The following is a 20,577-nucleotide window of genomic DNA, read 5'->3' as shown; positions in this document are numbered from 1 at the left end:
TCTCACCTGCTTCGTTTTTTTAGCTATAGTTGGACTTAGACTTGTAGACATTGGCCATTCCCTGCTCACTGGAGGCCAGGGTACGGGCTGCAAATTTCACACCTTTTGTCAGATCGTTTTTTTGCTTGCGATAAGTATGGTAATTTCCAACCCGCGAGAAATCGACCGCCTTTTCCCAATTCACCTCTTTGCCGCTGGCGTAAGTCATACATGCCGCAGACATTTCAAAAGCGGTCGACCCGATGGCTCCAAGGGCAGGTTGTCCAAACGGGATAACCCGACAGGCGATTGACCCGATCTTCATGACATTGCGAATGGTTTTGAGCTTTTCCTCGTCTTTCTTTGCCTGGTCTTTCAGAAACTTTTCTCGCTTCTGCATCATGCGTGTCAGAAACTGGATTTTCTTTTCGACCGGGGCATAGGTCTCCAACTTGCTGCCAATGTCCATATATTCGACGTTTGCCACGTCCTTTTTGGTCACCTTGGCGTCGCGCTCCAATTGGTCTCCAAACAGTTTCATTTCCAAAGCGTTCAGCTTTTTAGCTCATCTTTGATCAGCTGTTCGTTTTCAGTGGCCGATGTCTTTAGTGACCCGATGGTGCGCAGGATCACTTCCTGTTCGGCTTCCGCTGATTGTGACTGATCAATAATGGCCTTGGAAATCACGGCGACAGGCAGGCTTTTCTTGAGCTTTTTCTCATAAAATCTCTGCGCTTGGGCCACAGACACCGCTGGCATGTAACCGCGCGAATGTCCAAAATGGTCCAGACCCAGGTCGAAATTCTTGATAATATTTCCAAATTTAGCGGCAGCGCTGGCGATGCTGATATGCGGGTTGTGCCGCCACAAATCTCCAATGATTGGAAAGACCATTCCAAAATCATCCGGGTTGGAGGCAAGCTGCTTGATTGCCTCACGGTAGTTTGTCACCAGTGTTTCCACGCTTGGACCGCCCGAAGGCGAAACATCGATATGCCCGGAAGCGAAGAGATCATTGGCCAAATCAAGAACCAGAGAAACAAGCGCGGGGTGAAGCCAACTATAGTTTGAACCAACGGTTTTATCCGGTTGCCGTCCAGGAATGCCGCGCTCAACCGGGAATGAGATTCCATCAGTTGGCGCCGGAAGATCATACACTTGGAAATCGCGAATAAAATACTCATAACCATGCCAAGAAAAAACGGCTTTCTGATCAACTGTGAACGATATCCCAAAGTATTTCCGCCCATTCGTTCCGGGATTTTTCTGCATACATAGCGCCTGGCCACCTGACTGGGCCTGGCTATCGCGCGCCTTACCGCCCTTGTTCTGAAAGAAGCGCGCCGGAATTGTTGGTGCGCGTTGAACCACCCCGCCATTCCCGCCATTTGATGGGCTGCTATCCCCTAACGCATGCGAAGGCTGCCCCCCTTGGTTGTCCAACTCATACTTCCAATCGCGTACGGTCAAATTTCCGGGGGAAGAGTCGTATGTGATCTTTGCATAGGCTAATCCTCGCCCCACGCTTTTTGAGTATTTTTCGTAGTTGCTGTTGTCGTCTTTGTATGCACGAGCCAGCCAGCTCATCGTCATACTTTTCGTGCTCTTGGTTTTGGATGGAAGATGATAAATGTCATTTGAGCTATCGAAATAATACGGGAAGTCTTTGCCATCTTCACCAAATTTACCCGGAAGCAACTTCTGACCGTCGCTGCCGTTGGCTTTGAAGACTGCCCCTGATCCCGCTTGGTTTTCGAACTTGTCGACTAAGATTGCCAAGCTACCAACATCATTCCCGTGCGCTACGGGTTTTCGCCGTTGCGCGCCCTGTTGATCACCATCAATGACGTCAATATAGTCATTTTTTGGATCAGTCGGGTCGTCATGGGGGGTCCCAGACACATCAATTCCGCCCCCAGACTTTAGCATAAACTCACGCGCAAAAAATTGACACATCAACACCTGGCAAAGTGATCTTGCAATCTAGTGTGAGTTTGTCACAAACAATCTCCACTGACGCGAGATCGGTGTTATCCATAAGGTATTTGTAAAAGGCGTGTGATGTATCAAGATGGATGTCGAAATCGATCATCACCTTGTGACGTTTCTCATCGCCAGCCGATTGTTCCTTATCAATAATTTTCTGATACAACCGTATATCAGATGGTTCAAAAGTCGATTGAATGTAGGAGATGTGGTCGAGGTCGCGCATTATGTACTTCCGTAAATTACCCTGGTTCAATACATCTTTTATTCTCCGAAACAGCAATACCTCTGGCTGTTTTTTAACTGGCCGCTTCTCCTTTGGCTGGCAATCTCTCAGATTGAGGTGAAAAGCGCCCCGGCAAATCCAACGTGGCCATTGGAAAACACCCCATTGTCTCAAAAGACGTGGAGATCCATCAGCTGCGGTGAGGCGACTCCGATTGAGTTGGTGGATACTCCAAAGATTGGGGAGGCCGATGTGGCGGCGTTAAGTGCAGCGGGCTGCATTACAAAAACGAACGTCTTTGCTAAATGCAGGAGATGGACCACCTATAATATTGATATGGATGTGTTTTCGATCAGACAGTGATCTCAAGCAAGGTTGGGCTGGCTCTTGATCTAGGTGCCGTATCGGTCGAGGGTCCGCGGCAACTCGCATGTCCGGTTTCGAGAAAATCCAGTGATGTCCTGGCCCCTGCTGCCCTTCTTCACTGCGGCTCTTGCGTATGACATGGAAGGGCTGACATCTGTCCTTGTTCCCTTATCGGCGAACCATAGTAAGGTCCGCTTAGCGACCAGCCGCGACACCCAACAGGTTCGAAAAACGAGTTGCGCTCACCTAGGTGCCAACCCTAGTCTGACGTCATTATAGGTATGTGTTTTTGGGGGGCGATATGAAGCGATTGATTTGCGGATGTGTTTTGGCATGGGTTGCCATGCCGGGTTTTGCGGCGGGTGCGGAGACCTTGAAGATGAAATTCAAGGTTGAGGACGGTGTCCACATGATGATCGGTGTCTTTGGCACTGAATGGGAGCCGGGGCAGGTTCAGGCCGAGGCAGCGAAGAATTGCGGTGAGATCGGCAAACCACTGGCCAGCTTCAAGATTCAGGGTCGCAACTCCAAGGGCCTCAGAGTTTTTGAAGCAGTCTGCAAATAAAGGCCCCGCCCGATGTGGCAAACGCTGCTCATAGGTGTTCTGTTGCCACAGCCAATTTCCAGTGAGCGACATATATCTAGTGAGAGACATATATAAGGGCTCCGCGGCGGCGGAACCCTTAGTCGCTTCTCAAAACCGTCTCTCAGCCCTGTGGATTTCCTGCGAAAAACTAGGGCTAGGAGACAATGTCTTTAGTTTTCTACGGACTTCACGAGATGGCTCACAGAACCACCAGCTGCGCTGCATTCTTCTGCCGACTGCGCCAACAGGCTCACTTCTTTGACGGTACAGATAACGGCATTTGTGCCATCTGCGCCGAAACCGATGGAAATGTGAAACGCCTGTGCGGTGACGGTTGAGGACAGGATCAGGGCAGTTGCGAGAGCATATTTCATGGAAGTTTCCTTTGTTTAAAATGCCGAAGTGGCGGTCTGGTCGTGTTATGGACCCCTGTTCAAGGTCGCATGGCGGGGGATCAAAGCTGGCTCAACAGGCCTGTTGGATCCGAAATAATGGGGACTTGATCGCAATTGACCGCATGGCCAGCTTGCTCATTCATTTGCGCCTGGCGTGAGGCACACACCTGTTTTGCGCGAGATTGGGTTTGCTCTGTGACCTCGGTCAAGAGCGTCGAGAAAGACTGAGAGTGTTTGGCCGCAGAGGCATTGGCCAGGTCGTTTGCAAATAGGCTGCTGAACAGCGGCTGTTTTAGGTTTTGGGTCAAATTGGCGACTTGGCCAGGTTGCGCCGAGGCAATTGTCGCGACGCGGCGACCTTCCTGAGCGGCGTCATGCATGACTTCCGTCGCCAAGGCCCCTGATTCACAGGCGTCAAAAATGGCTATCAGCTCTGTCATCTCGACTGTGTGAAGCATTTTGGCAAAGTCGCTGGCCAAGAGCCATTTGCCCTCAGCAAGTGCAAATTCGATAACCCGCGGATCGTCTTGGGACCAAAACACCATGACGTCGCTATCAGGTGTCGCGGAATGCCCGGACTGGGCGCTTCCGTTGTGGACATTCACGTAAAGAACCACGCGATCATCCGCTGTTGTTGTGATCTTGGAGAGAAAGGCGGACACACCCGACACCGTTGCCTTGGCATTTACAAGTGTATGAACATTGGCTGCCGCGACATCGAAACGACGGGCCAATGCGCTGCTCACATCAGTCACAGATTGGCTGCAAACCGCCGCATCCATCCCTTTCCAGGGGGGGCAGGCACCAATCGCAACAACATGTGTTTGACCCGCAGTCGCCAAACTGGGCACCGACAAAGCACACACAAAAGCACAGAGCGAAATTCTGAAAAACACGCGCATCAGGCCCAATTGTTAAACTCCAACCAGTTCGAAACTGCCGCGGCGGCAACTTCTGTGAAGGCAAGGTGAGGCAGAGTCCTGAGCAAAGTGTTAACGGCGCAGCGTCCAATCGGTAAAATTGTCGCCTTTGCCCAAGGCACATCGAACGGCACATCAAAGGGCCATCAGCGGGGCAAGATTTCTGATCGCGGTTGTGTCATTAGAGCCCGCGAAACTGGATTTGCCCCATCGCATTCGCGCCGCGCCAACCGCGCCTTGGGGATGCGGGCAGGCGAATCGCCGCAGTGATTGCTGCGGGTGCATCGTATGATTTGTCGGCAATTCATCGCTCGAATTTGCCCAAGTACGGCTATTTTCTAGTCAAATAGCTGCAAAACATGAATATTTCCGTCATTGAAGAGTTTTCGCAAAGCAAAACCCGTCTTATAGTCGGGCCATATCAAAGTGCGCAAAGCCGTACCTTTAGGGGGGAAACGAGGCCATGATTAGGTCAGAATTGATCCAGAAGATTGCAGACGAGAACCCACACCTGTATCAGCGGGATGTGGAACGGATCGTCAATACGATCTTCGAAGAGATTACCAATGCTATGGCTCGGGGTGACCGGGTCGAACTGCGGGGCTTCGGGGCGTTTTCGGTCAAGAAGCGGGACGCGCGCACCGGCCGCAATCCCCGGACAGGGGAATCTGTTGAGGTCGAGGAAAAGCACGTGCCCTTCTTCAAGACCGGCAAGCTGCTTCGGGACCGCCTGAACGGAAAATAACCGATGCGTTACATTCGCTACGCCTTTTATGCGGCGCTTGCTATTGTCCTTGTGAACTTCTCCGTCGCCAATCTGGGGTCGGTGACGCTTAACACCTTGCCAAGTGGCGTCGCTGCCGTGCCCGGAATGGGCTGGCTGTCCTTTTCGCTCGAACTGCCATTGTTCGTTATCGTGTTGGGTAGCCTGATCTTGGGCGTGGTTCTGGGTGAGGTTCTGGAATGGTTCCGCGAACATAAAATCCGGGTCGATGCCAACCAAAAAGGTCAGCAGGTTCGCAAGCTTGAGCGTGAGTTGAAAAAGACTCAGGCTGAGCGTGACAAAGACAAGGATGAGGTTCTGGCCCTGCTTGATCAGGCCAGCTAATCTGATCACCTGAGATACGGGTCCCGCTTTGGGATCATAAGAGGGGGCAATGCCCCCTCTTGCTTTTGTGGCAAGCCTCTGAAAATTGGGGCAAATACCGATGGGGCGACAATGGACGTCAGAGTGAAAATCTGTGGGCTAACCAAGCCCCAAGACGTTGACGCAACAGCGCAGGCCGGGGCCGCCTATGCGGGGTTTGTGTTCTTTCCAAAGTCGCCACGCCATGTCGCCATAGACACTGCCCGTGATCTTGCTGTTCTCGCCCCCATAGGCCTCGCCAAAGTGGCCTTGGTGGTCAATGCCGATGATGCGCTGCTTGATGAGATCACCGGCAAGGTGGCCATCGACATCTTGCAGCTCCATGGCTCAGAATCCCCCCAGCGCGTCTCCGAAATCCGCGCCCGCTATGGGCTACCGGTGATGAAAGCGGTCGGTGTTGCCTCGGCGGGGGATGTGCAAAATCTCGCGACTTATGAACAGGTCTGCGACCAAATCCTCGTTGATGCCAAGGCCCCCAAAGGCGCGGCGCTTCCCGGTGGGAACGGGCTGGCATTTGACTGGAAACTGATTGCCGGTCGGCGTTGGGCACGGCCTTGGATGCTGGCAGGGGGGCTGACCCCGGAGAATGTGGCCCGCGCGGTTGAGCTTACGGGCGCGGCGCAGGTCGATGTGTCTTCTGGCGTTGAAAGCGCACCGGGTCAAAAGGATGTTGCCAAAATCGCGGCCTTTGTCAGTGCCGCAACATCAAGCCAGGAAATCCCTAAGCTTTAGGGCCAGACACTATAGGCCAGACGCTATGGGCCAGACCTTAAAAGCCGATCCCAAGAAAAAGCCCCGACGCAATATCGAGGCTTTTGCCTTACAACTTTGCCTTACAACAATGTCAGAACCTGTTCCGGCGGTCGTCCAATCGCCGCCTTGTCCCCGACAAATAAAATCGGGCGCTCAATCAGTTTCGGCTGATCGGCCATCGCCTGTAGCAAGGTTGCTGCGTCACTGTCTTTGCTTAGCTCCATCTCCCGGAACACCGCCTCTTTGGGCCGCATCATCTCGATCACGGGCACGCCCAATGCGGCCTGTGCCGCGATCAACTCCTCCAAAGACGGCGCGTCTTCAAGGTATTTGCGGACCTCGAGCGCCACCCCGCGCGACTCTAGCAACGCCAGCGTCTCGCGCGATTTCGAACAGCGCGGATTATGCCACAAAATCATGTCCAATCCCCCCGGCCACTGCCCACCGCATCGGACACATTGGCAAACCCATCTCGGGCCAACAGCGTATCAAGCCCGCGTGCGATCTCGGCCCCCAGGGTCAACCCGCCATAGACCAGCGCCGTATAGAGCTGCACCGCAGACGCCCCGGCGCGGATTTTCTGATAGGCCTGCTCGGCTGATCCAATCCCGCCAACCCCAATCAACGGCAGCTGGCCATCGGTCAGCACCGACAGTTGCGCCAGAATTCGAGTTGATTTTTCAAACAAAGGCTGGCCCGACAAACCGCCAGCCTCGCCTTTATGCTGTGATTTCAAGCCATCGCGCGACAGGGTGGTGTTGGTGGCAATCACCCCCGCGACCCCCGATGACAATGCCACCTCGGCCACGTCTTGCAGGCCTTGTTCATCCAAATCCGGCGCGATTTTCAGAAACACCGGGATCGGAGTGTCCAGCGCGGCTCGCGCCTCCATCACCCCGGCCAGCAGGGCCGCCAACGCCTCTTTGCCCTGCAAATCGCGCAGCTTTTCGGTGTTGGGCGAGCTGACATTCACCGTTGCGAAATCCAGATGCGCCCCACAGCGGCTCAGCACTTTGGCGAAATCGGCCGCGCGGTCATCACTGTCTTTATTGGCCCCAAGGTTGAGCCCCAAAACCATGTCGCGCGGGCGTTTGGACAGACGCGTTGCCGCGGCGTCCATGCCCTCATTGTTAAAGCCAAACCGGTTGATTGCGGCCTGATCCTCACTCAGGCGAAACAGCCGTGGCTTGGGATTGCCCGGTTGGGGCCGCGGCGTCACAGCGCCCACTTCGACAAAGCCAAACCCCGCTCGGCTCAGCGGGTGCAGGGCTTCGGCGTTTTTGTCAAAACCTGCGGCAATGCCCACCGGGTTGGCCATGTTCAACCCCGCCACATGACAACGCAGCCGCTCCGAGCTCACCAGGCCGGGCAGGGGGGCAAACCCGGCGTTAAGTGCCTTAAGCGCCACCCCATGCGATGTCTCGGGATCAAGCTTGCGCAGCAATCCCATGCCAATGTTTTCCAGCATCTTCATACCATCGTCTCCGGAAACTGATGCCCGCCATCACCCAGCGGCAACTCTTCGCTCCAGACAATATCAGCCAGACGCAAAGGCGCATAAAGATGCGGGAATTCGGCACCACCGCGCGACACTTCCCATTTCAACGCAGCGCCCAAACGCTCCGCATCCAGGGCGGCAAGGGTCAAATCGACCTCACCGGCAAAATGCTTGGCTGCGGTCTCGCGCGCCTGTGCGGCGGTCGAGAAATGCACAAAGCCATCAGAGACATCAATCGGCGCGCCGGCGGTCTCGCCTTTGGCCTGCAAATCGGCCCATTCCGGGGCCCGGAGGATTTTGTAGATCAGCATGTGGGCGTGATGCCGTGCCAAAGAGGGCGGGTCAAGCGCATAGGCCCTGTCATGGTCGGGATTGGCGCGAACCGCGCTGCGGTCGGGCGAAAAGACCTCTGCGCGCACAGCCCGATCACATCGCAATGGCCGGGATAGTCCCAGAGCGGCTCATTCCCCAAAGGAAAGCCCGAATGAAAGCCCGAATGAAGGACTGTCAAGAGGCTCACCAATCTCCCCACCTTTGCGCTCGCAAGTGGTCGCTCTGCGGGGGGATGCCTCTGCAATGAGTCGTGACATGAAACCGATACACTGCCGTTCTATTGGGCGGGGGATTGCCTTGCCAAACCCGCGCCGTAAGGGAGCCTTTGACAAGCCGCGCGCCGGGGTGCAGCATAACGCGATAATAAAAACCGACAGAGGGGTTATAACAATGTCTGTTCGTCTTTTCACATCTGCCGCCGCGCTTGCTTTGTGCGCAGGGGCCGCGAGCGCTGACTACTCGCTGACCATTTTACACACCAACGATTTTCACGCGCGTTTTGAACCGATCAGCAAGTATGATTCGGGTTGTAGCGCCGATAGCAATGCCGAGGGCAAATGTTTTGGCGGCTCTGCGCGGATGCAGACTGCGATCACCGAAGCACGCGCTCGGTCGAATAATTCGGTCTTGTTTGATGGCGGCGACCAGTTCCAGGGCACGCTGTTTTACACCTACTACAAAGGCAAGCTCACCGCTGAAATTATGAACCAGTTGGCCTATGACGGGATGACAGTGGGCAACCACGAATTCGACGATGGCCCCGAAGTTCTGCGCGGCTTTATGGATTCCGTCGATTTTCCGGTCCTGATGTCGAACGCCGATGTCTCTGGCGAACCTTTGCTGCATGACAAATTGCAGAAATCCACGGTGATTGAACGGGGCGGCGAAAAGCTTGGTTTGATTGGCGCGACACCTCAGAACACCGACGAATTGGCCTCTCCTGGCCCGAATGTGATCTTTATGGATCCGATTGACGCGGTTGGTGCCGAAGTCGCCAAATTGACCGAAATGGGTGTGAACAAAATCATCGTTCTATCGCATTTGGGGTATGGCAAAGATCAAGAGCTTGCGGCTGCCGTAGAAGGTATTGATGTTATCGTTGGTGGTCACACCAACACGCTCTTGTCCAATGCGAATGACAAGGCAGATGGCGCTTATCCAACGGTTGTTGGGGGCACGCAAATTCTGTCGGCCTATGCCTATGGCAAATATTTGGGTGAGCTGAACGTCACCTTTAATGACGCTGGCGAAGTCACTGCGGCCGTTGGTGAACCAATTCTTTTGGATGCCTCCGTGGCCGAAGAAGAAGCCACCAAGGCGCGTATCGCCGAAGCGGCAGCGCCGCTTGAGGAAATCCGCAACAAGGTTGTTGCCGAAACCGCCGAAGCCATTGACGGCGAGCGCGGCTCTTGTCGTGCGGTTGAATGCGCGATGGGCAACATCATCGCCGACGCAATGCTGGATCGTGTGAAAGATCAAGGCATTGAAATCGCCGTTCAAAACGGTGGCGGTATTCGTGCCTCGATTGATGCGGGCGAAGTCACCATGGGCGAAGTTCTGACGGTTCTGCCGTTCCAAAACACCCTGTCGACCTTCGAAGTGTCGGGTGAAACCATCATGGCGGCGCTTGAAAACGCGGTGAGCCAGCACGAAGAGGGCGCAGGTCGCTTCCTTCAGGTTGCAGGCATGAAATACACATTTGATGTGTCCAAACCAGCCGGTGAGCGGATTTCAGACGTGATGGTTGGTGATGCTCCGATTGATCTGGCCAAGACCTATGGCGTTGTGTCCAACAACTATGTGCGCAACGGCGGCGACGGTTTCAAAATGTTCCGTGACGCTGAAAACGCCTATGACTTCGGCCCTGATCTGGCCGATGTGACGGCGGAATACATGGCGAAAATGGGCCCTGTGACGCCCAAGCTGGATGGCCGTATCACGGCGAAGTAAGCCCGAAGGATACAGAATAGACAAAGGGCGGAGGTGCAAACCTCCGCCCTTTTGTTATGTCATGTGCCTTGCGCAAGGAGATGGTAAATCGGCGCTCGCTCCCAAGGGAGCATCGCCCCGCCCACCATCCCATCAATCTATACCCTCAGACCCATCACAAAAGCCCCATCGCCACAGACCCATCGCCACAGACCCATCAGCTCAGACCCATCAGCTCAGGCCCATCACCACAGGCCCGAACCGCGGGTCTTAGCCGTCGGTAAATTGCATCTTGGCCAGACGCGCATAAAGCCCGCCTTGGGCCACCAGATCGTCATGGGTGCCTTGGGCGACAACGCGGCCTTGATCCATGACCACAATCCGGTCGGCCTTTTTCACCGTTGCCAAACGGTGTGCCACGATCACGGTTGTGCGGTTTTCCGACAGGGTATCCACAGCGGCCTGCACCGCGCGTTCGCTTTCGGCATCAAGGGCGGACGTCGCTTCGTCCAGCAACAAAACCGGCGCGTCACGCAGGATCGCGCGGGCAATCGCAACGCGCTGTTTCTGCCCCCCCGACAACATCACGCCGCGCTCACCAAGCCAGGTGTCATAGCCCTCAGACAAGGCGCTGAGAAACTCATGCGCGGCGGCGGATTTGGCGGCGGCTTCGACCTCGGCGTCTGACGCATCTGGGCGCCCAAAACGGATGTTTTCACGCGCCGAAGTGGCAAAGATCATTGGCTCTTGGGGCACCAGCGCAATGTGGCTGCGAAAGTCATCGCGCGTCATGTCGGGGAGGGCGACCCCATCCAGCGTGATCTTCCCTGATGAGGGGTCATAAAACCGCTGGATCAGTTGCACGATGGTGGTTTTACCGGCCCCGGATGGCCCCACCAGCGCCACGGTTTCGCCCGGCGCAATGGTCAGCGCAACCTGCTCCAAGGTCGACACATCCGGGCGCGACGGATAGGAGAACCCGACAGTGTCGAACACGATCTCACCCTTGACCGGCTCGGACAAAGCCACTGGTTTCACAGGGTCTTGCACGCTGTCTTCGGCCTGCAACAATTCGATCAACCGCTCGGTCGCTCCGGCGGCGCGCTGCAACTCGCCAAACACTTCGGACAGCGACCCGACCGCCCCGGCAACCAACACTGACAAGATCACGAACTGCACCAAGGTTCCCGCGCTCATCAGCCCGGCGCGCACATCCCATGCACCGATCCACAACACCCCAACAACCCCGGTAAACACCAGAAAAATCACAATCGCTGTCATCACGGATCGGGTCCAAATCCGCTGTTCTGCGGATTGGAAACTCTTTTCTGTGACATCGCCAAACCGACCGCGCGACCGCGCTTCATGGGTATAGGCCTGCACGGTTTGCACCGCGCTCAGCGCTTCGGATGCATTACCCGAGCTTTCTGCGATCCAGTCTTGGTTTTCGCGGCTCAGCTTGCGCAATCGGCGGCCCAACACCATAATCGGGATGACAACAGCGGGCACGATCAGCAACACCAATCCGGTCAATTTCGGCGAGGTGAACAGCATCAGCGTCATGCCGCCAAAGAACATCAACACATTGCGCAACGCCACCGATACCGATGACCCAATCACCGACAAAATCAGCGTTGTATCGGTGGTGATCCTGCTCAGAACTTCGCCGGTCATGGTCTTTTCGAAAAATGCCGGTGACAGCCCGATCACCCGGTCAAACACCGCTTTGCGAATATCGGCCACAACCCGTTCGCCAAACCGTGTCACCAGCGCATAGCGCAAGGCCGTGCCAATCGCCAAAGCCGCAGCAATCGCCAGGGCTGCGCCAAAATAGCGGTCCAAAAGCGCGCCATCTTCGACGCTGAAGTTATCCACCACCCGGCGCACCGCCATCGGCAAGATCAACGATAGCGTCGCTGTGGTGATCAAGGCCAACAGAGCCGCGATCATCTGGCCGCGATAGGGGCGCATAAACGGCCACAGGGCGCGCAGCGATCCAAGGCTCTTGGACTTTTCGCGATCAGCCTCGGCTGAGGTCATGGTAGTGCCACGGGCCATGGTGCTTCCTTTGCATAACGGTCACGCGGTTTTGCCACGTGGGGCGTGCGGGTCAAGCGCTGAGTTGACGCGGCAAGCGACATTCGCCCCCAATCATGGCCAAAGCGCACCGACGCTTAGGGCCGGGGCGCAACATCGGCTCATCCCCCGGCCACCCTATAAGGGATTCGGCCAAGTCTTGCCCGGAACCCTTGCCCCGCCCTTTGTCTGGAACCCCTGCCTTGATCAACGGCCCGGATAGGCGGCCCGGACAAACGGCCCGGTTCAAATTCGCGGACACATTCGAAATGCTCTCACCAAAAGCGCTGGCCAAACGCAACAGAGTGCCCGATTTTATGCGCTGATTGGGTCTTCTGCACCGGTTGGGGCTTGGCATTCGTCAGGCCGTCACCTTCGACACAAGGGCCCGGCGCAACCGCTTTCCGATTTCCTCCAAACCATCCGGCTCACCGCTGTGTCTCGCCAGTCCAAATGCCAAAGCGTCTCAGGCGCTTGCGGCACCGCAAAGGGCGATCATGAGCTGATGTCATGAATTTCAGCAATTTAAGAGATTTTGGTGATTTGAGAGATTTTGGAGCGGGTAGCGGGAATCGAACCCGCACCTTAAGCTTGGAAGGCTCTTATGATACCATTTCACCATACCCGCAGTAGGACTGGGGTTTAGGCCAGCCGTCGGGCGGCGTCAACACTCAACCTGCGGGAAAATCGGTCTGAATTTCCTCGATCAATTGCGGCCCGCTGGCGCGATTGGAATTCACCGCCGTATCAACGCGGTGAAACTGCAAAACATCCTCATCCGATGGCATCATCAGCCGCGCCGCGCCATGCCCGTCTTCCCCAAGCCATTTGCCCCAGCTTTCGGGCTCTAAAATAACCGGCATCCGGTGGTGGATCTGGCGCATCGCCTCATTGGCACCGATCGTCACCATGGCACAGGTCCGCATCTGATCGCCCGGCGCGCCCCAATCTTGCCAAACCCCGGCAAAGACCATCACCGCGCCATCGGTGCGGGTGATATACCACGGCAGCCGATTGCCATCCGGGTCTTTGGTCCATTCATAAAATCCGCTGCACGGGATCAAACAACGCCGCGTCCGACAGGCGTCACGGAAGGCGGGTTTTTGAGCGATGGTTTCGGCGCGGGCATTGATCAACAGCGGCCCGCCATTTGGTTTGTCATACCAATGCGGAATAAATCCCCAGCGCATCGGGCGCAGCAATCGCCGCTCGCCCTGACGTCCGGCTGGCTCGATGACATGCACCTGCGTTGTTGGACAGACGTTGAAGTTGGGCACGTCGGGCAAGTCATTGGCAGGCGCGGCGTTAAACAGCTGCGCCATCGCCTCATTTGGCAGGGTCACGGCAAATCGCCCGCACATAGCCCTATCCTTTTTGTTGCCCGGATTTTTGTCCGCTGTGTTGTGCGGCCCAAGTTCCCAGCGAAGAATACAGCATCAAGCCCCACCCACACAGTGCCTTTTCCACCGGTGTCCAAGCCATCCCAAAGCCCAGCGTATCCATCCGGCAGGCCTGAGCGATCTGCGCCAGACTGCGTTTGCCATTGATCCCCGCAATCAGCGGTGCGGCGGCTTTGGGAAGCGTCACCCGCGTGCTCACCCCGTCCGAACTCACCGGCACGGCTTTGCCCTTGGCCACGGCCTGAGCCAAAGCCTGCGCCTGAACTCCGCGCAAATGTGGCACCAAGTTGCGGTTGCTGGCCTTGGCAATCCGGCGCTCGTCCTCGGCGGGGACGGCATAGCCCACATGCACCCGAATGGTCCCGGTCAGCTTTTCGGCAATCGCCATCGCCGTTGCCTCCTCCATCCCCTCAGGGCGGGGGGCAATCCGCGCCAAGTCATAGAGCTGCGGAGTGCAGAAACTCTGCAACCGCCAATCCGCCCCCCGCAGTTCCGCCAATAAATCGGGCACATCATAGGCCCGGTCCTGGCCGTGTAGCAGCAGGTCGTAAAACCCCGCATCGCTGGCCTGATGGTCGCTCAGGTTTGGATTGGATCGAAACGGATGCCCGTCCGGCAGCCCCGCCACGATCTTTTGCGCCGCCGCCAGTCTCGCCTCGGGGGCCAGCCCGTCAAACAAGGCACCAAACCCCTCTTGCAACGGATACACTCCCGACCGGCCATAGGGCGCATAGACCATGAACCCAAACCCGCCACCGGGGGCCAGCGCGCGCCGCAACGCGGCAAACCCTTGCGCGGGATCGGGCAGGTGGTGCAGTACCCCGCAGCTGTCGATGTAATCGAACTCACCATAGTTTGGCCCATCCAACAGGCTCCCGGTTTCAAACCGAATGCCGGTCAGACCCCGCGCCTTGGCCCGCGCCTCTGCCACCTGACGCGATGCCGCCGACAGGTCCAGATAGGTGATGTCATAGGGGGCCCCGGCGTGTGTCATCACCTGCGCCAGCTGGATCAACCCATCCCCAGTGCCGCCCCCCGCCACCAAGACCCGCAATGGCTTGGACCAATCACGTTGACCGCCAAACAGATAATGATCCATTTCAAGCGGATGTGACGGTGATCCGGTGATCAGCCGCTTGGCCTCATCCGCCGGATCGCGTTCGGGATAGGGGTAGGTTTCATACTGCTCTTTAACCGAGACCATGGCGGCTCTTTCGCTCTTGTGACTGGCGCGACAATCGCCCAACCTGTGCCCCAGAAGCAACCCCCGAGCGCACCCCCCGAGCCGCAATTGCCGAGCATCTGTCCATAGCCGCAAAGACCGCCCATGCCCCAATCCGACACGCCGCTAATCTGCCTGCCCTATTTCTCGGGCTCCGGCCACACCGCGGAACTGGCCCGCCATATCGCAACCGGCATCGCCCCCGCCGACAAAACCCCCGCCGAAAAAACCCCCGCCGACAAAACCCAAAGCAATACCGTCCGATCCCGCCTGATCGACGTCACGGACCTGAGGAACGACGATTGGCAAGCGCTCGATGCCGCCACCCTGATTGCCTTTGGTGCCCCGACCTATATGGGCTCCACCGCCGCCCGGTTTGACATCTTCCTGGAAGAGGCCGCCTCGCGTTGGCCCAACCTCACTTGGGGCGACAAACTCGCGGCGGGCTTTACCGTCGCAACCCACCCCTCCGGCGACAAGCTCTCGGCGCTGATGCGCTTGTCGATCTATGGGGCACAAATGGGCATGATCTGGGTCGGTCAAACCAGCATCGGTGCCCCGGTCTTCCCCGACGCCCCCGGCCTGAACCGCGACGGCAGTTGGCTCGGCCTTATGGCCACCGCCTCACGCGATAAATCCGAGCTGATTTCCCCAAATGACCAAACCACTGCGCGCCACTTCGGCACCCGCTTGGCCGCAACCGCCACCCGCTGGCAAAGCGGCCGCCCATAAGACCACACAACCGCCCCGCAAAGGCTGACTCTAGACCATTTGCCAACCAAGACTGTATCCACAGCCGCCATGGCCCTCAATTCAAGCAACCACCAGTTTCAGTCCTCGGAGGACACGTCATATCCGCCCGACTATTTAGAAGACGAATGTCACAGGGTCGAATGGCCGTTTTGCGGGAACCGTTGACCGAGTGTTTTGTTTGCAAATTGGTGGCACGCCTAGATTTAGCAAGCTTGAGCGCTTGGAGATGTCACGGAACGCCATCGTATGATCGAATTCTTCACCTCGACGGCGAAGGGTTAGATGTACCAGAGCTAAATGACTATGCGCACACTCGGATGAGAGTCCCAAAGTGACCGACCACAACCTGATGTAATGGCCTGATAAAATTGCATGATATAATGCCATGGCATCTCGACGTCGCATGGCTGCCGACAAGGTCACAAGGGCACGGCCTTTGTGAGTGCCGTCTACGTCCTTTTCATGAACGGTCTCATGACCGGTGTCAGCTCCAAACGCCTGACGCAAAACTTGGTTCGTGGCTCGAAAACCTATTTGTTACCAACACGTTCAATGTCGAAATATTGCTAGATACTCTGCGTCGTCATGCTGTCTGGTTGTAACTGGTATGGGCTGGGTTTTGCAGCCCCTGTCGCTAGCCCCTCTTGCCGGTCGCCGGGCGGGGGGGGCCATTTGTATCGGCTCATATTCCTGCAAAGCGATTTGACAGCACCCCTTGCTTGGAAATATCTATTTTTGATGCATCATTTGCGGTTCCAAATTCTGGGTCGCGGTCGTGCCAGGCGTTTTGGTTCAACACGCGCCAAAGCCCTAACCCCAAGCCCCAAACCAAACGGTCGTTCAACGAGGATCACAATTTCACAAGTTCTTAAAATCTCTGGCCAACAACATCTGGCAAAAGGCACTCAGAGGTTGATTTTTGCGCATCCGGGCGACCGGCGTTTCGTGTTGAAAATTCCCTATGGCACGGATGGTGCCGCTGCCATGAACCGTCATATTGGCCGCGAAAAACATCTGCTGGACAGGGTCGCTGCGCGGTTGAAAACCGATCCCAATCCACCCATCCCCAAGTATTTTGGCGTTGTGGATACGGATATGGGGCCTGCCGATGTCTTTGAGGCCTTCTATGGTCCCAAGGGGGTTCAGCTCGCGCCGACCCTGCGCCATTTCCTACGCATTGGTCAGGTCAACGGCGGGCGGCTCAAGCGCTTGAATGAGCTGATCCACAAACTCGAAGACTGGGATATTCCGGTGTCAGATTTGAATGCCGGGAACTTTGTGTTTTGCAGTCGAAATGGCCAGTATCAATTTGTTCTGGTCGACGGGTTTGGAGATTACCGGCGGTTTCCGATGGCCCGGTGGTTTTCGCGGGTGCGACGCAAACGGATTGCGCAAGGCTGTCGCGATTTAACGCGGGGTTGGGATTTGCAATGGGATCATGTCGCGCGTCAGTTTCGGACCTGATTGGCCGCAATTCCCTGATTGCCTGCAATTCATGGTGCGCGGCCCCATATCTGATCGGTGCCAGATCAGAGGTCTCTAGGGGCAGGATTCATAACCAGAATATGACCAAGGCCGCCAAGGCGCATGCGGACAGGAAAACCTTCGGGCACCTGTCGCAACGGGTCGCCACACGGCGCCAGTCCTTGAGGCGGGCAAAGCTGTGCTTGATCATATGTCGCTTTTTGTGCCGGGCTTCGTCGTGCGGGATTGGAACTTTACGCCCCTTGCGAGACGGGATGCACGGGGTAATCCCCTTGTCTTCTAGGGCTTTGCGCTACCAATCCGCATCATCGCCACGATCCACCAGAATGTGTTTTACGTCAGGCAGACCTTTCAGCAGAGCGCGTGCGCCGATGTAAGCGCTGCGTTGCCCAGCCGTCAGGAACATCCGCAGGGGGCGGCCCGCCGTGTCCGTTACAGCATGAAGTTTAGAGTTCATGCCGCCTTTGGTCCGACCAATCAGGCAGCCTCGTCCCCCTTTTTTACCCCAGGCTGGCGGCCTTGCGGTGCGCCTTGAGGTGGGTTGCGCGATCATCAGCGTGTCCAGGTTACTGTCTTGGTTGGCCAGTTCCAGCAGCATCCGGGCGAAGATGCCCGTCTCGCTCCACCGCTTCCACCGGCTGTACAGCGTCTTGTGAGAGCCATACTCGGCAGGCGCGTCACGCGACCGCAAGCCATTGCGATTGATAATGACAATGCCGCTCAATACCCGTCCGTCGTCTATACGCGGCTTGCCATGGGACTTCGGGAAAAAGGGCTCAAGCTTGGAAAGTTGCGCGTCGCTCAGCGAGTAAAGGTTAGACACGTCACGGTTCCGTTTTTCGAAGCCGTGAATCACGCAGCACGACGGAAATCAATGCATCCTGACCTTAGTTCCGAACGGGCCCACGAAGCGCAGAAGTAACCTTTCTAAAGAGATTTTGATCAGGTTTGAGCCGTTCTCGCGGTATTGTCTGGGGGCTTTGTGGGGCGGGGGCGGCAATCTCTCCTAAACTTGGTGAGAATCGGACAGATTGCCTGTGAGATTGACCCAAGCCTTGATCTGGGGCCCCATTTGAACCTGTGCAATCTCCCCCAAACTCAACAGGTTTTGTACAGATTCCCCCGTTGCAATGTCGTCGCGCGGTTCGTTACCCGTAGCGTGCGTTGTGGTAACAATTGGCGGCTAACCGCGTTTGCGGGCGATCTCGATCCGGGCTTCGATCATGGACATATCGGCGATCAATCGCTTGCGGTCAGTGCGATCTGCGGTCTCCAAAAGCTCTTCGCGCAGCCGCGACAGCTCCCGGCTGAGTGAGACAAATTCGGGCACGGCCCCGTTGTCTTTCAGGATGCGGTTCATCACCGCGTCCTCGGAATTATCGTGCAAGGGCAGGGGTTTACCTGCGCCTTGCAGATTGTCAAAATCGCCCTCAGCTTCCGCTTTGCGAATCCGGGCATTGATAAGATCGATCAAAGGATGGTCCATGACATTCTTCATGCCACGCCCGCCGCGATTTGTCATCAAGGCCCGAAACGCTGCGTCAAACTCCGCCTGCCCCCACGTCTTAAACCCTTGCGCCACACCCCTTTATTCCTAACAATACACCCCAGCGAGAATAGGGGAGGAGGGCATCATGGCCTATACAGGCATGGACGATCGTAACGCAATTGAACAGCAGGTGGCATGGCAAGATCGGGACATTCCTGTAAGTCTTTACGGTCAAATCTGCCGCACGGCCGAGAAGTTTCCAAACCGTCCCGCAACCAGTTATCAGCTGATGTCCGGTGCCACAGATAAGGCGGAAACCGTTAGCTGGAGCGAGTTGAAAGACAAGGTCACACAATCCGCCAACATGCTGCGCAAGCTGGGTATTGGTGAGAATGATGTGGTGGCCTATGTGCTACCTAATTGTACAGAAACGATTTATACGCTTCTTGGCGGCGCGGTGGCCGGTATTGTCAATCCAATCAACCCGCTGCTTGAGCCCGAGCAAATCGGCTCGATCCTGCGCGAGGTGGACGCCAAAGTTGTTGTCACCCTCAAGGCCTTTCCCAAAACGGATGTGGCTCAGAAAGTCGCCGAAGCTGTGCGTCACGCACCGCATGTGCACACGGTGCTTGAAATTGATCTCAACCGGCATCTGACCCCACCAAAATCGTGGATTGTGCCGCTGATCCGCCCCAAGAATGACGGCAATACCCATGTTGACGTTCTCAATTTCACCAAAGAAATTGCCAAGCACAACACAACGCTGAATTTTGAAGATACCAAAGAAGACCGCATTGCCGCCTATTTCCACACAGGTGGGACAACCGGCATGCCCAAGGTCGCCCAGCACCTCTATTCCGGCATGCATTACAACGGGTGGCTTGGGGCGACACTGCTCTTCGATGAAACCGATAACATCATGTGTCCATTGCCACTTTTCCATGTTTTTGCGGTTCATGTGATCTTGATGGCGGCGATCCATTCCGGCTCTCACGTGGTGTTCCCAACACCGCAGGGCTATCGTGGTGAAGGGGTGTTTGATAACTTTTGGAAGCTATGTGAGCGCTGGAAAATCAGCTTTATCATCACGGTTCCAACGGCGGTCTCGGCCCTGATGCAGCGCCCGGTGGATGCGGATATTTCCGCTGTGAAGACGGCCTTTTCGGGCTCTGCTCCGATGCCGATGGAGCTTTTTAAGCGGTTTGAGAAAACCTGTGGCGTGACGATCTGCGAAGGCTATGGCCTGACTGAAGCCACATGTCTGGTGTCGGTTAACCCGCCTGAAGGTGTCAAAAAAGTTGGCTCTGTGGGGATTCCTTTGCCCTACAATGACGTGAAAATCCTAAAATTGGCGGACGGAGAACCGGTCGCATGCGGGGCCGATGAGATTGGTGAGATTTGCGTCTCGAACCCGGGCGTTTATGCGGGAAGCACCTATACCGAAGTCGATAAAAACAAAGATCTTTTCCACTTTGGCCGCTATCTGCGCACCGGCGATTTGGGCCGATTGGACGAAGACGGATACTTGTGGATAACGGGCCGCGCCAAAGATCTGATCATTCGAGGCGGTCACAATATCGACCCGGCGGAAATCGAAGAAGCGCTATTGGCGCATCCTGCGGTCGCTTTTGCCGGGGCGATTGGTCAGCCAGACGCGCATTCGGGTGAATTGCCCTGCGCCTTTGTTGAGTTGGTTGACGGCGGCGAGGTGACGGTTGAAGAGCTGAAGGAACATGCCAAGAAGCACGTTCACGAACGGGCCGCCCATCCTAAGCATCTGACCATATTGGATGAATTGCCCAAGACTGCGGTCGGAAAAGTGTTTAAGCCTGACCTTCGCAGACATGCGATCACTCGGATCTACAATGAGGCACTTGAGGCGGCCGATTGCCCGGCGCGCGTTGTGTCGGTGTTGGACGACAAAAAGCGCGGATTGGTTGCTCAGCTCGAGGCAAACGGGGCCGATGACGCGCAGGTTGGCGTTGTTCTGGGGGCGTTTGTGCGGCCTTGGGAATGGGCCGCTTAAACCATCGC

Annotated in this window: 21 protein-coding genes and 1 tRNA gene; 8 read left to right on the top strand and 14 right to left on the bottom strand. The window is 56.3% G+C overall.

Going from position 1 to position 20,577, the window contains the following annotated elements:
* Positions 1–19: 19 nt before the first annotated feature.
* From ACRBB0_RS17705 to ACRBB0_RS17695, 3 genes are read right to left on the bottom strand one after another with little or no spacing between them, the layout of a single operon-like run.
* Positions 20–520 carry a hypothetical protein gene (locus ACRBB0_RS17705; protein ID WP_431375776.1) on the bottom strand — a complete coding sequence of 167 codons (501 nt, stop codon included), beginning with the start codon at positions 518–520 and terminating at the stop codon, positions 20–22.
* 11 nt (positions 521–531) lie between these two features.
* The gene (locus ACRBB0_RS17700; RefSeq protein ID WP_431375775.1) at positions 532–1,881 is read right to left on the bottom strand and encodes a hypothetical protein; all 1,350 of its coding nucleotides are present in this window, start codon (positions 1,879–1,881) and stop codon (positions 532–534) included.
* Positions 1,882–1,912: 31 nt separating this feature from the next.
* Entirely contained in the window at positions 1,913–2,191 is a 279-nt protein-coding gene (locus tag ACRBB0_RS17695) for a hypothetical protein (RefSeq protein ID WP_431375774.1), read from the bottom strand.
* Positions 2,192–2,858: 667 nt separating this feature from the next.
* On the opposite strand from ACRBB0_RS17695, the gene ACRBB0_RS17690 reads away from it, so the two are divergent.
* Complete coding sequence (locus tag ACRBB0_RS17690) at positions 2,859–3,122, top strand: hypothetical protein (RefSeq protein ID WP_431375773.1); 264 nt, start codon at positions 2,859–2,861, stop codon at positions 3,120–3,122.
* 191 nt (positions 3,123–3,313) lie between these two features.
* On the opposite strand, the gene ACRBB0_RS17685 is transcribed toward ACRBB0_RS17690, so the two are convergent.
* Entirely contained in the window at positions 3,314–3,517 is a 204-nt protein-coding gene (locus tag ACRBB0_RS17685) for a hypothetical protein (RefSeq protein WP_431375772.1), read from the bottom strand.
* A gap of 80 nt (positions 3,518–3,597) precedes the next feature.
* The gene (locus ACRBB0_RS17680) at positions 3,598–4,293 is read right to left on the bottom strand and encodes a hypothetical protein (protein ID WP_431375771.1); all 696 of its coding nucleotides are present in this window, start codon (positions 4,291–4,293) and stop codon (positions 3,598–3,600) included.
* Positions 4,294–4,921: 628 nt separating this feature from the next.
* On the opposite strand from ACRBB0_RS17680, the gene ihfB reads away from it, so the two are divergent.
* From ihfB to ACRBB0_RS17665, 3 genes are all read left to right on the top strand, one after another.
* Complete coding sequence (gene ihfB, locus ACRBB0_RS17675) at positions 4,922–5,203, top strand: integration host factor subunit beta (protein ID WP_097803234.1); 282 nt, start codon at positions 4,922–4,924, stop codon at positions 5,201–5,203.
* A gap of 3 nt (positions 5,204–5,206) precedes the next feature.
* Positions 5,207–5,566 carry a lipopolysaccharide assembly protein LapA domain-containing protein gene (locus ACRBB0_RS17670; protein WP_431375770.1) on the top strand — a complete coding sequence of 120 codons (360 nt, stop codon included), beginning with the start codon at positions 5,207–5,209 and terminating at the stop codon, positions 5,564–5,566.
* Positions 5,567–5,677: 111 nt separating this feature from the next.
* Positions 5,678–6,337: a phosphoribosylanthranilate isomerase gene (locus ACRBB0_RS17665; protein WP_431375769.1), complete on the top strand. Its 660-nt coding sequence runs from the start codon at positions 5,678–5,680 to the stop codon at positions 6,335–6,337.
* A gap of 101 nt (positions 6,338–6,438) precedes the next feature.
* On the opposite strand, the gene arsC is transcribed toward ACRBB0_RS17665, so the two are convergent.
* Genes arsC through ACRBB0_RS17650 form a run of 3 tightly spaced genes read right to left on the bottom strand, consistent with a single transcriptional unit; the run spans position 6,439 to position 8,275 of the window.
* Positions 6,439–6,777 carry an arsenate reductase (glutaredoxin) gene (arsC, locus tag ACRBB0_RS17660; protein ID WP_431375768.1) on the bottom strand — a complete coding sequence of 113 codons (339 nt, stop codon included), beginning with the start codon at positions 6,775–6,777 and terminating at the stop codon, positions 6,439–6,441.
* Positions 6,774–7,832: a quinone-dependent dihydroorotate dehydrogenase gene (locus ACRBB0_RS17655; RefSeq protein WP_431375767.1), complete on the bottom strand. Its 1,059-nt coding sequence runs from the start codon at positions 7,830–7,832 to the stop codon at positions 6,774–6,776. The genes arsC and ACRBB0_RS17655 overlap by 4 nt, the downstream gene beginning before the upstream one ends.
* Positions 7,829–8,275, bottom strand: a complete 447-nt coding sequence (locus ACRBB0_RS17650) for a DUF952 domain-containing protein (RefSeq protein ID WP_431375766.1) — start codon at positions 8,273–8,275, stop codon at positions 7,829–7,831. Before ACRBB0_RS17650 ends, ACRBB0_RS17655 begins: the two co-directional genes overlap by 4 nt.
* A 304-nt stretch (positions 8,276–8,579) precedes the next feature.
* Between ACRBB0_RS17650 and ACRBB0_RS17645 the strand changes: the two genes are divergently transcribed.
* A complete protein-coding gene (locus tag ACRBB0_RS17645; protein WP_431375765.1) occupies positions 8,580–10,139 on the top strand; it encodes a bifunctional metallophosphatase/5'-nucleotidase in 1,560 nt (519 codons plus the stop codon).
* A gap of 249 nt (positions 10,140–10,388) precedes the next feature.
* On the opposite strand, the gene ACRBB0_RS17640 is transcribed toward ACRBB0_RS17645, so the two are convergent.
* From ACRBB0_RS17640 to ACRBB0_RS17625, 4 genes are all read right to left on the bottom strand, one after another.
* Complete coding sequence (locus ACRBB0_RS17640; RefSeq protein WP_431375764.1) at positions 10,389–12,176, bottom strand: ABC transporter transmembrane domain-containing protein; 1,788 nt, start codon at positions 12,174–12,176, stop codon at positions 10,389–10,391.
* 572 nt (positions 12,177–12,748) lie between these two features.
* Positions 12,749–12,822: transfer RNA gene (locus ACRBB0_RS17635), tRNA-Gly, on the bottom strand.
* 43 nt (positions 12,823–12,865) lie between these two features.
* Positions 12,866–13,555: an SOS response-associated peptidase gene (locus tag ACRBB0_RS17630; protein ID WP_431375763.1), complete on the bottom strand. Its 690-nt coding sequence runs from the start codon at positions 13,553–13,555 to the stop codon at positions 12,866–12,868.
* A 4-nt stretch (positions 13,556–13,559) separates the two neighbouring features.
* Positions 13,560–14,798: a class I SAM-dependent methyltransferase gene (locus tag ACRBB0_RS17625; RefSeq protein WP_431375762.1), complete on the bottom strand. Its 1,239-nt coding sequence runs from the start codon at positions 14,796–14,798 to the stop codon at positions 13,560–13,562.
* A gap of 123 nt (positions 14,799–14,921) precedes the next feature.
* On the opposite strand from ACRBB0_RS17625, the gene ACRBB0_RS17620 reads away from it, so the two are divergent.
* Complete coding sequence (locus tag ACRBB0_RS17620; protein ID WP_431375761.1) at positions 14,922–15,548, top strand: flavodoxin family protein; 627 nt, start codon at positions 14,922–14,924, stop codon at positions 15,546–15,548.
* A gap of 723 nt (positions 15,549–16,271) precedes the next feature.
* Positions 16,272–17,033: a YrbL family protein gene (locus ACRBB0_RS17615; protein WP_431375760.1), complete on the top strand. Its 762-nt coding sequence runs from the start codon at positions 16,272–16,274 to the stop codon at positions 17,031–17,033.
* A gap of 313 nt (positions 17,034–17,346) precedes the next feature.
* Here the strand turns inward: ACRBB0_RS17615 and ACRBB0_RS17610 are convergent, their stop codons facing one another.
* Both ACRBB0_RS17610 and ACRBB0_RS17605 read right to left on the bottom strand, forming a co-directional pair.
* Entirely contained in the window at positions 17,347–17,877 is a 531-nt protein-coding gene (locus ACRBB0_RS17610) for an IS5 family transposase (RefSeq protein ID WP_431375759.1), read from the bottom strand.
* Between the two features lie 360 nt (positions 17,878–18,237).
* The gene (locus tag ACRBB0_RS17605; RefSeq protein WP_431375819.1) at positions 18,238–18,540 is read right to left on the bottom strand and encodes a DUF1992 domain-containing protein; all 303 of its coding nucleotides are present in this window, start codon (positions 18,538–18,540) and stop codon (positions 18,238–18,240) included.
* Positions 18,541–18,688: 148 nt separating this feature from the next.
* Between ACRBB0_RS17605 and ACRBB0_RS17600 the strand changes: the two genes are divergently transcribed.
* The gene (locus ACRBB0_RS17600; protein WP_431375758.1) at positions 18,689–20,569 is read left to right on the top strand and encodes an acyl-CoA synthetase; all 1,881 of its coding nucleotides are present in this window, start codon (positions 18,689–18,691) and stop codon (positions 20,567–20,569) included.
* Positions 20,570–20,577 lie beyond the last annotated feature (8 nt).

It is taken from the genome of Pelagimonas sp., from assembly GCF_050633425.1.
GTDB lineage: Bacteria > Pseudomonadota > Alphaproteobacteria > Rhodobacterales > Rhodobacteraceae > Pelagimonas.
The sequence above is the reverse complement of the archived record's forward strand: the minus strand, read 5'-3'. Positions and strand labels throughout refer to the sequence as shown.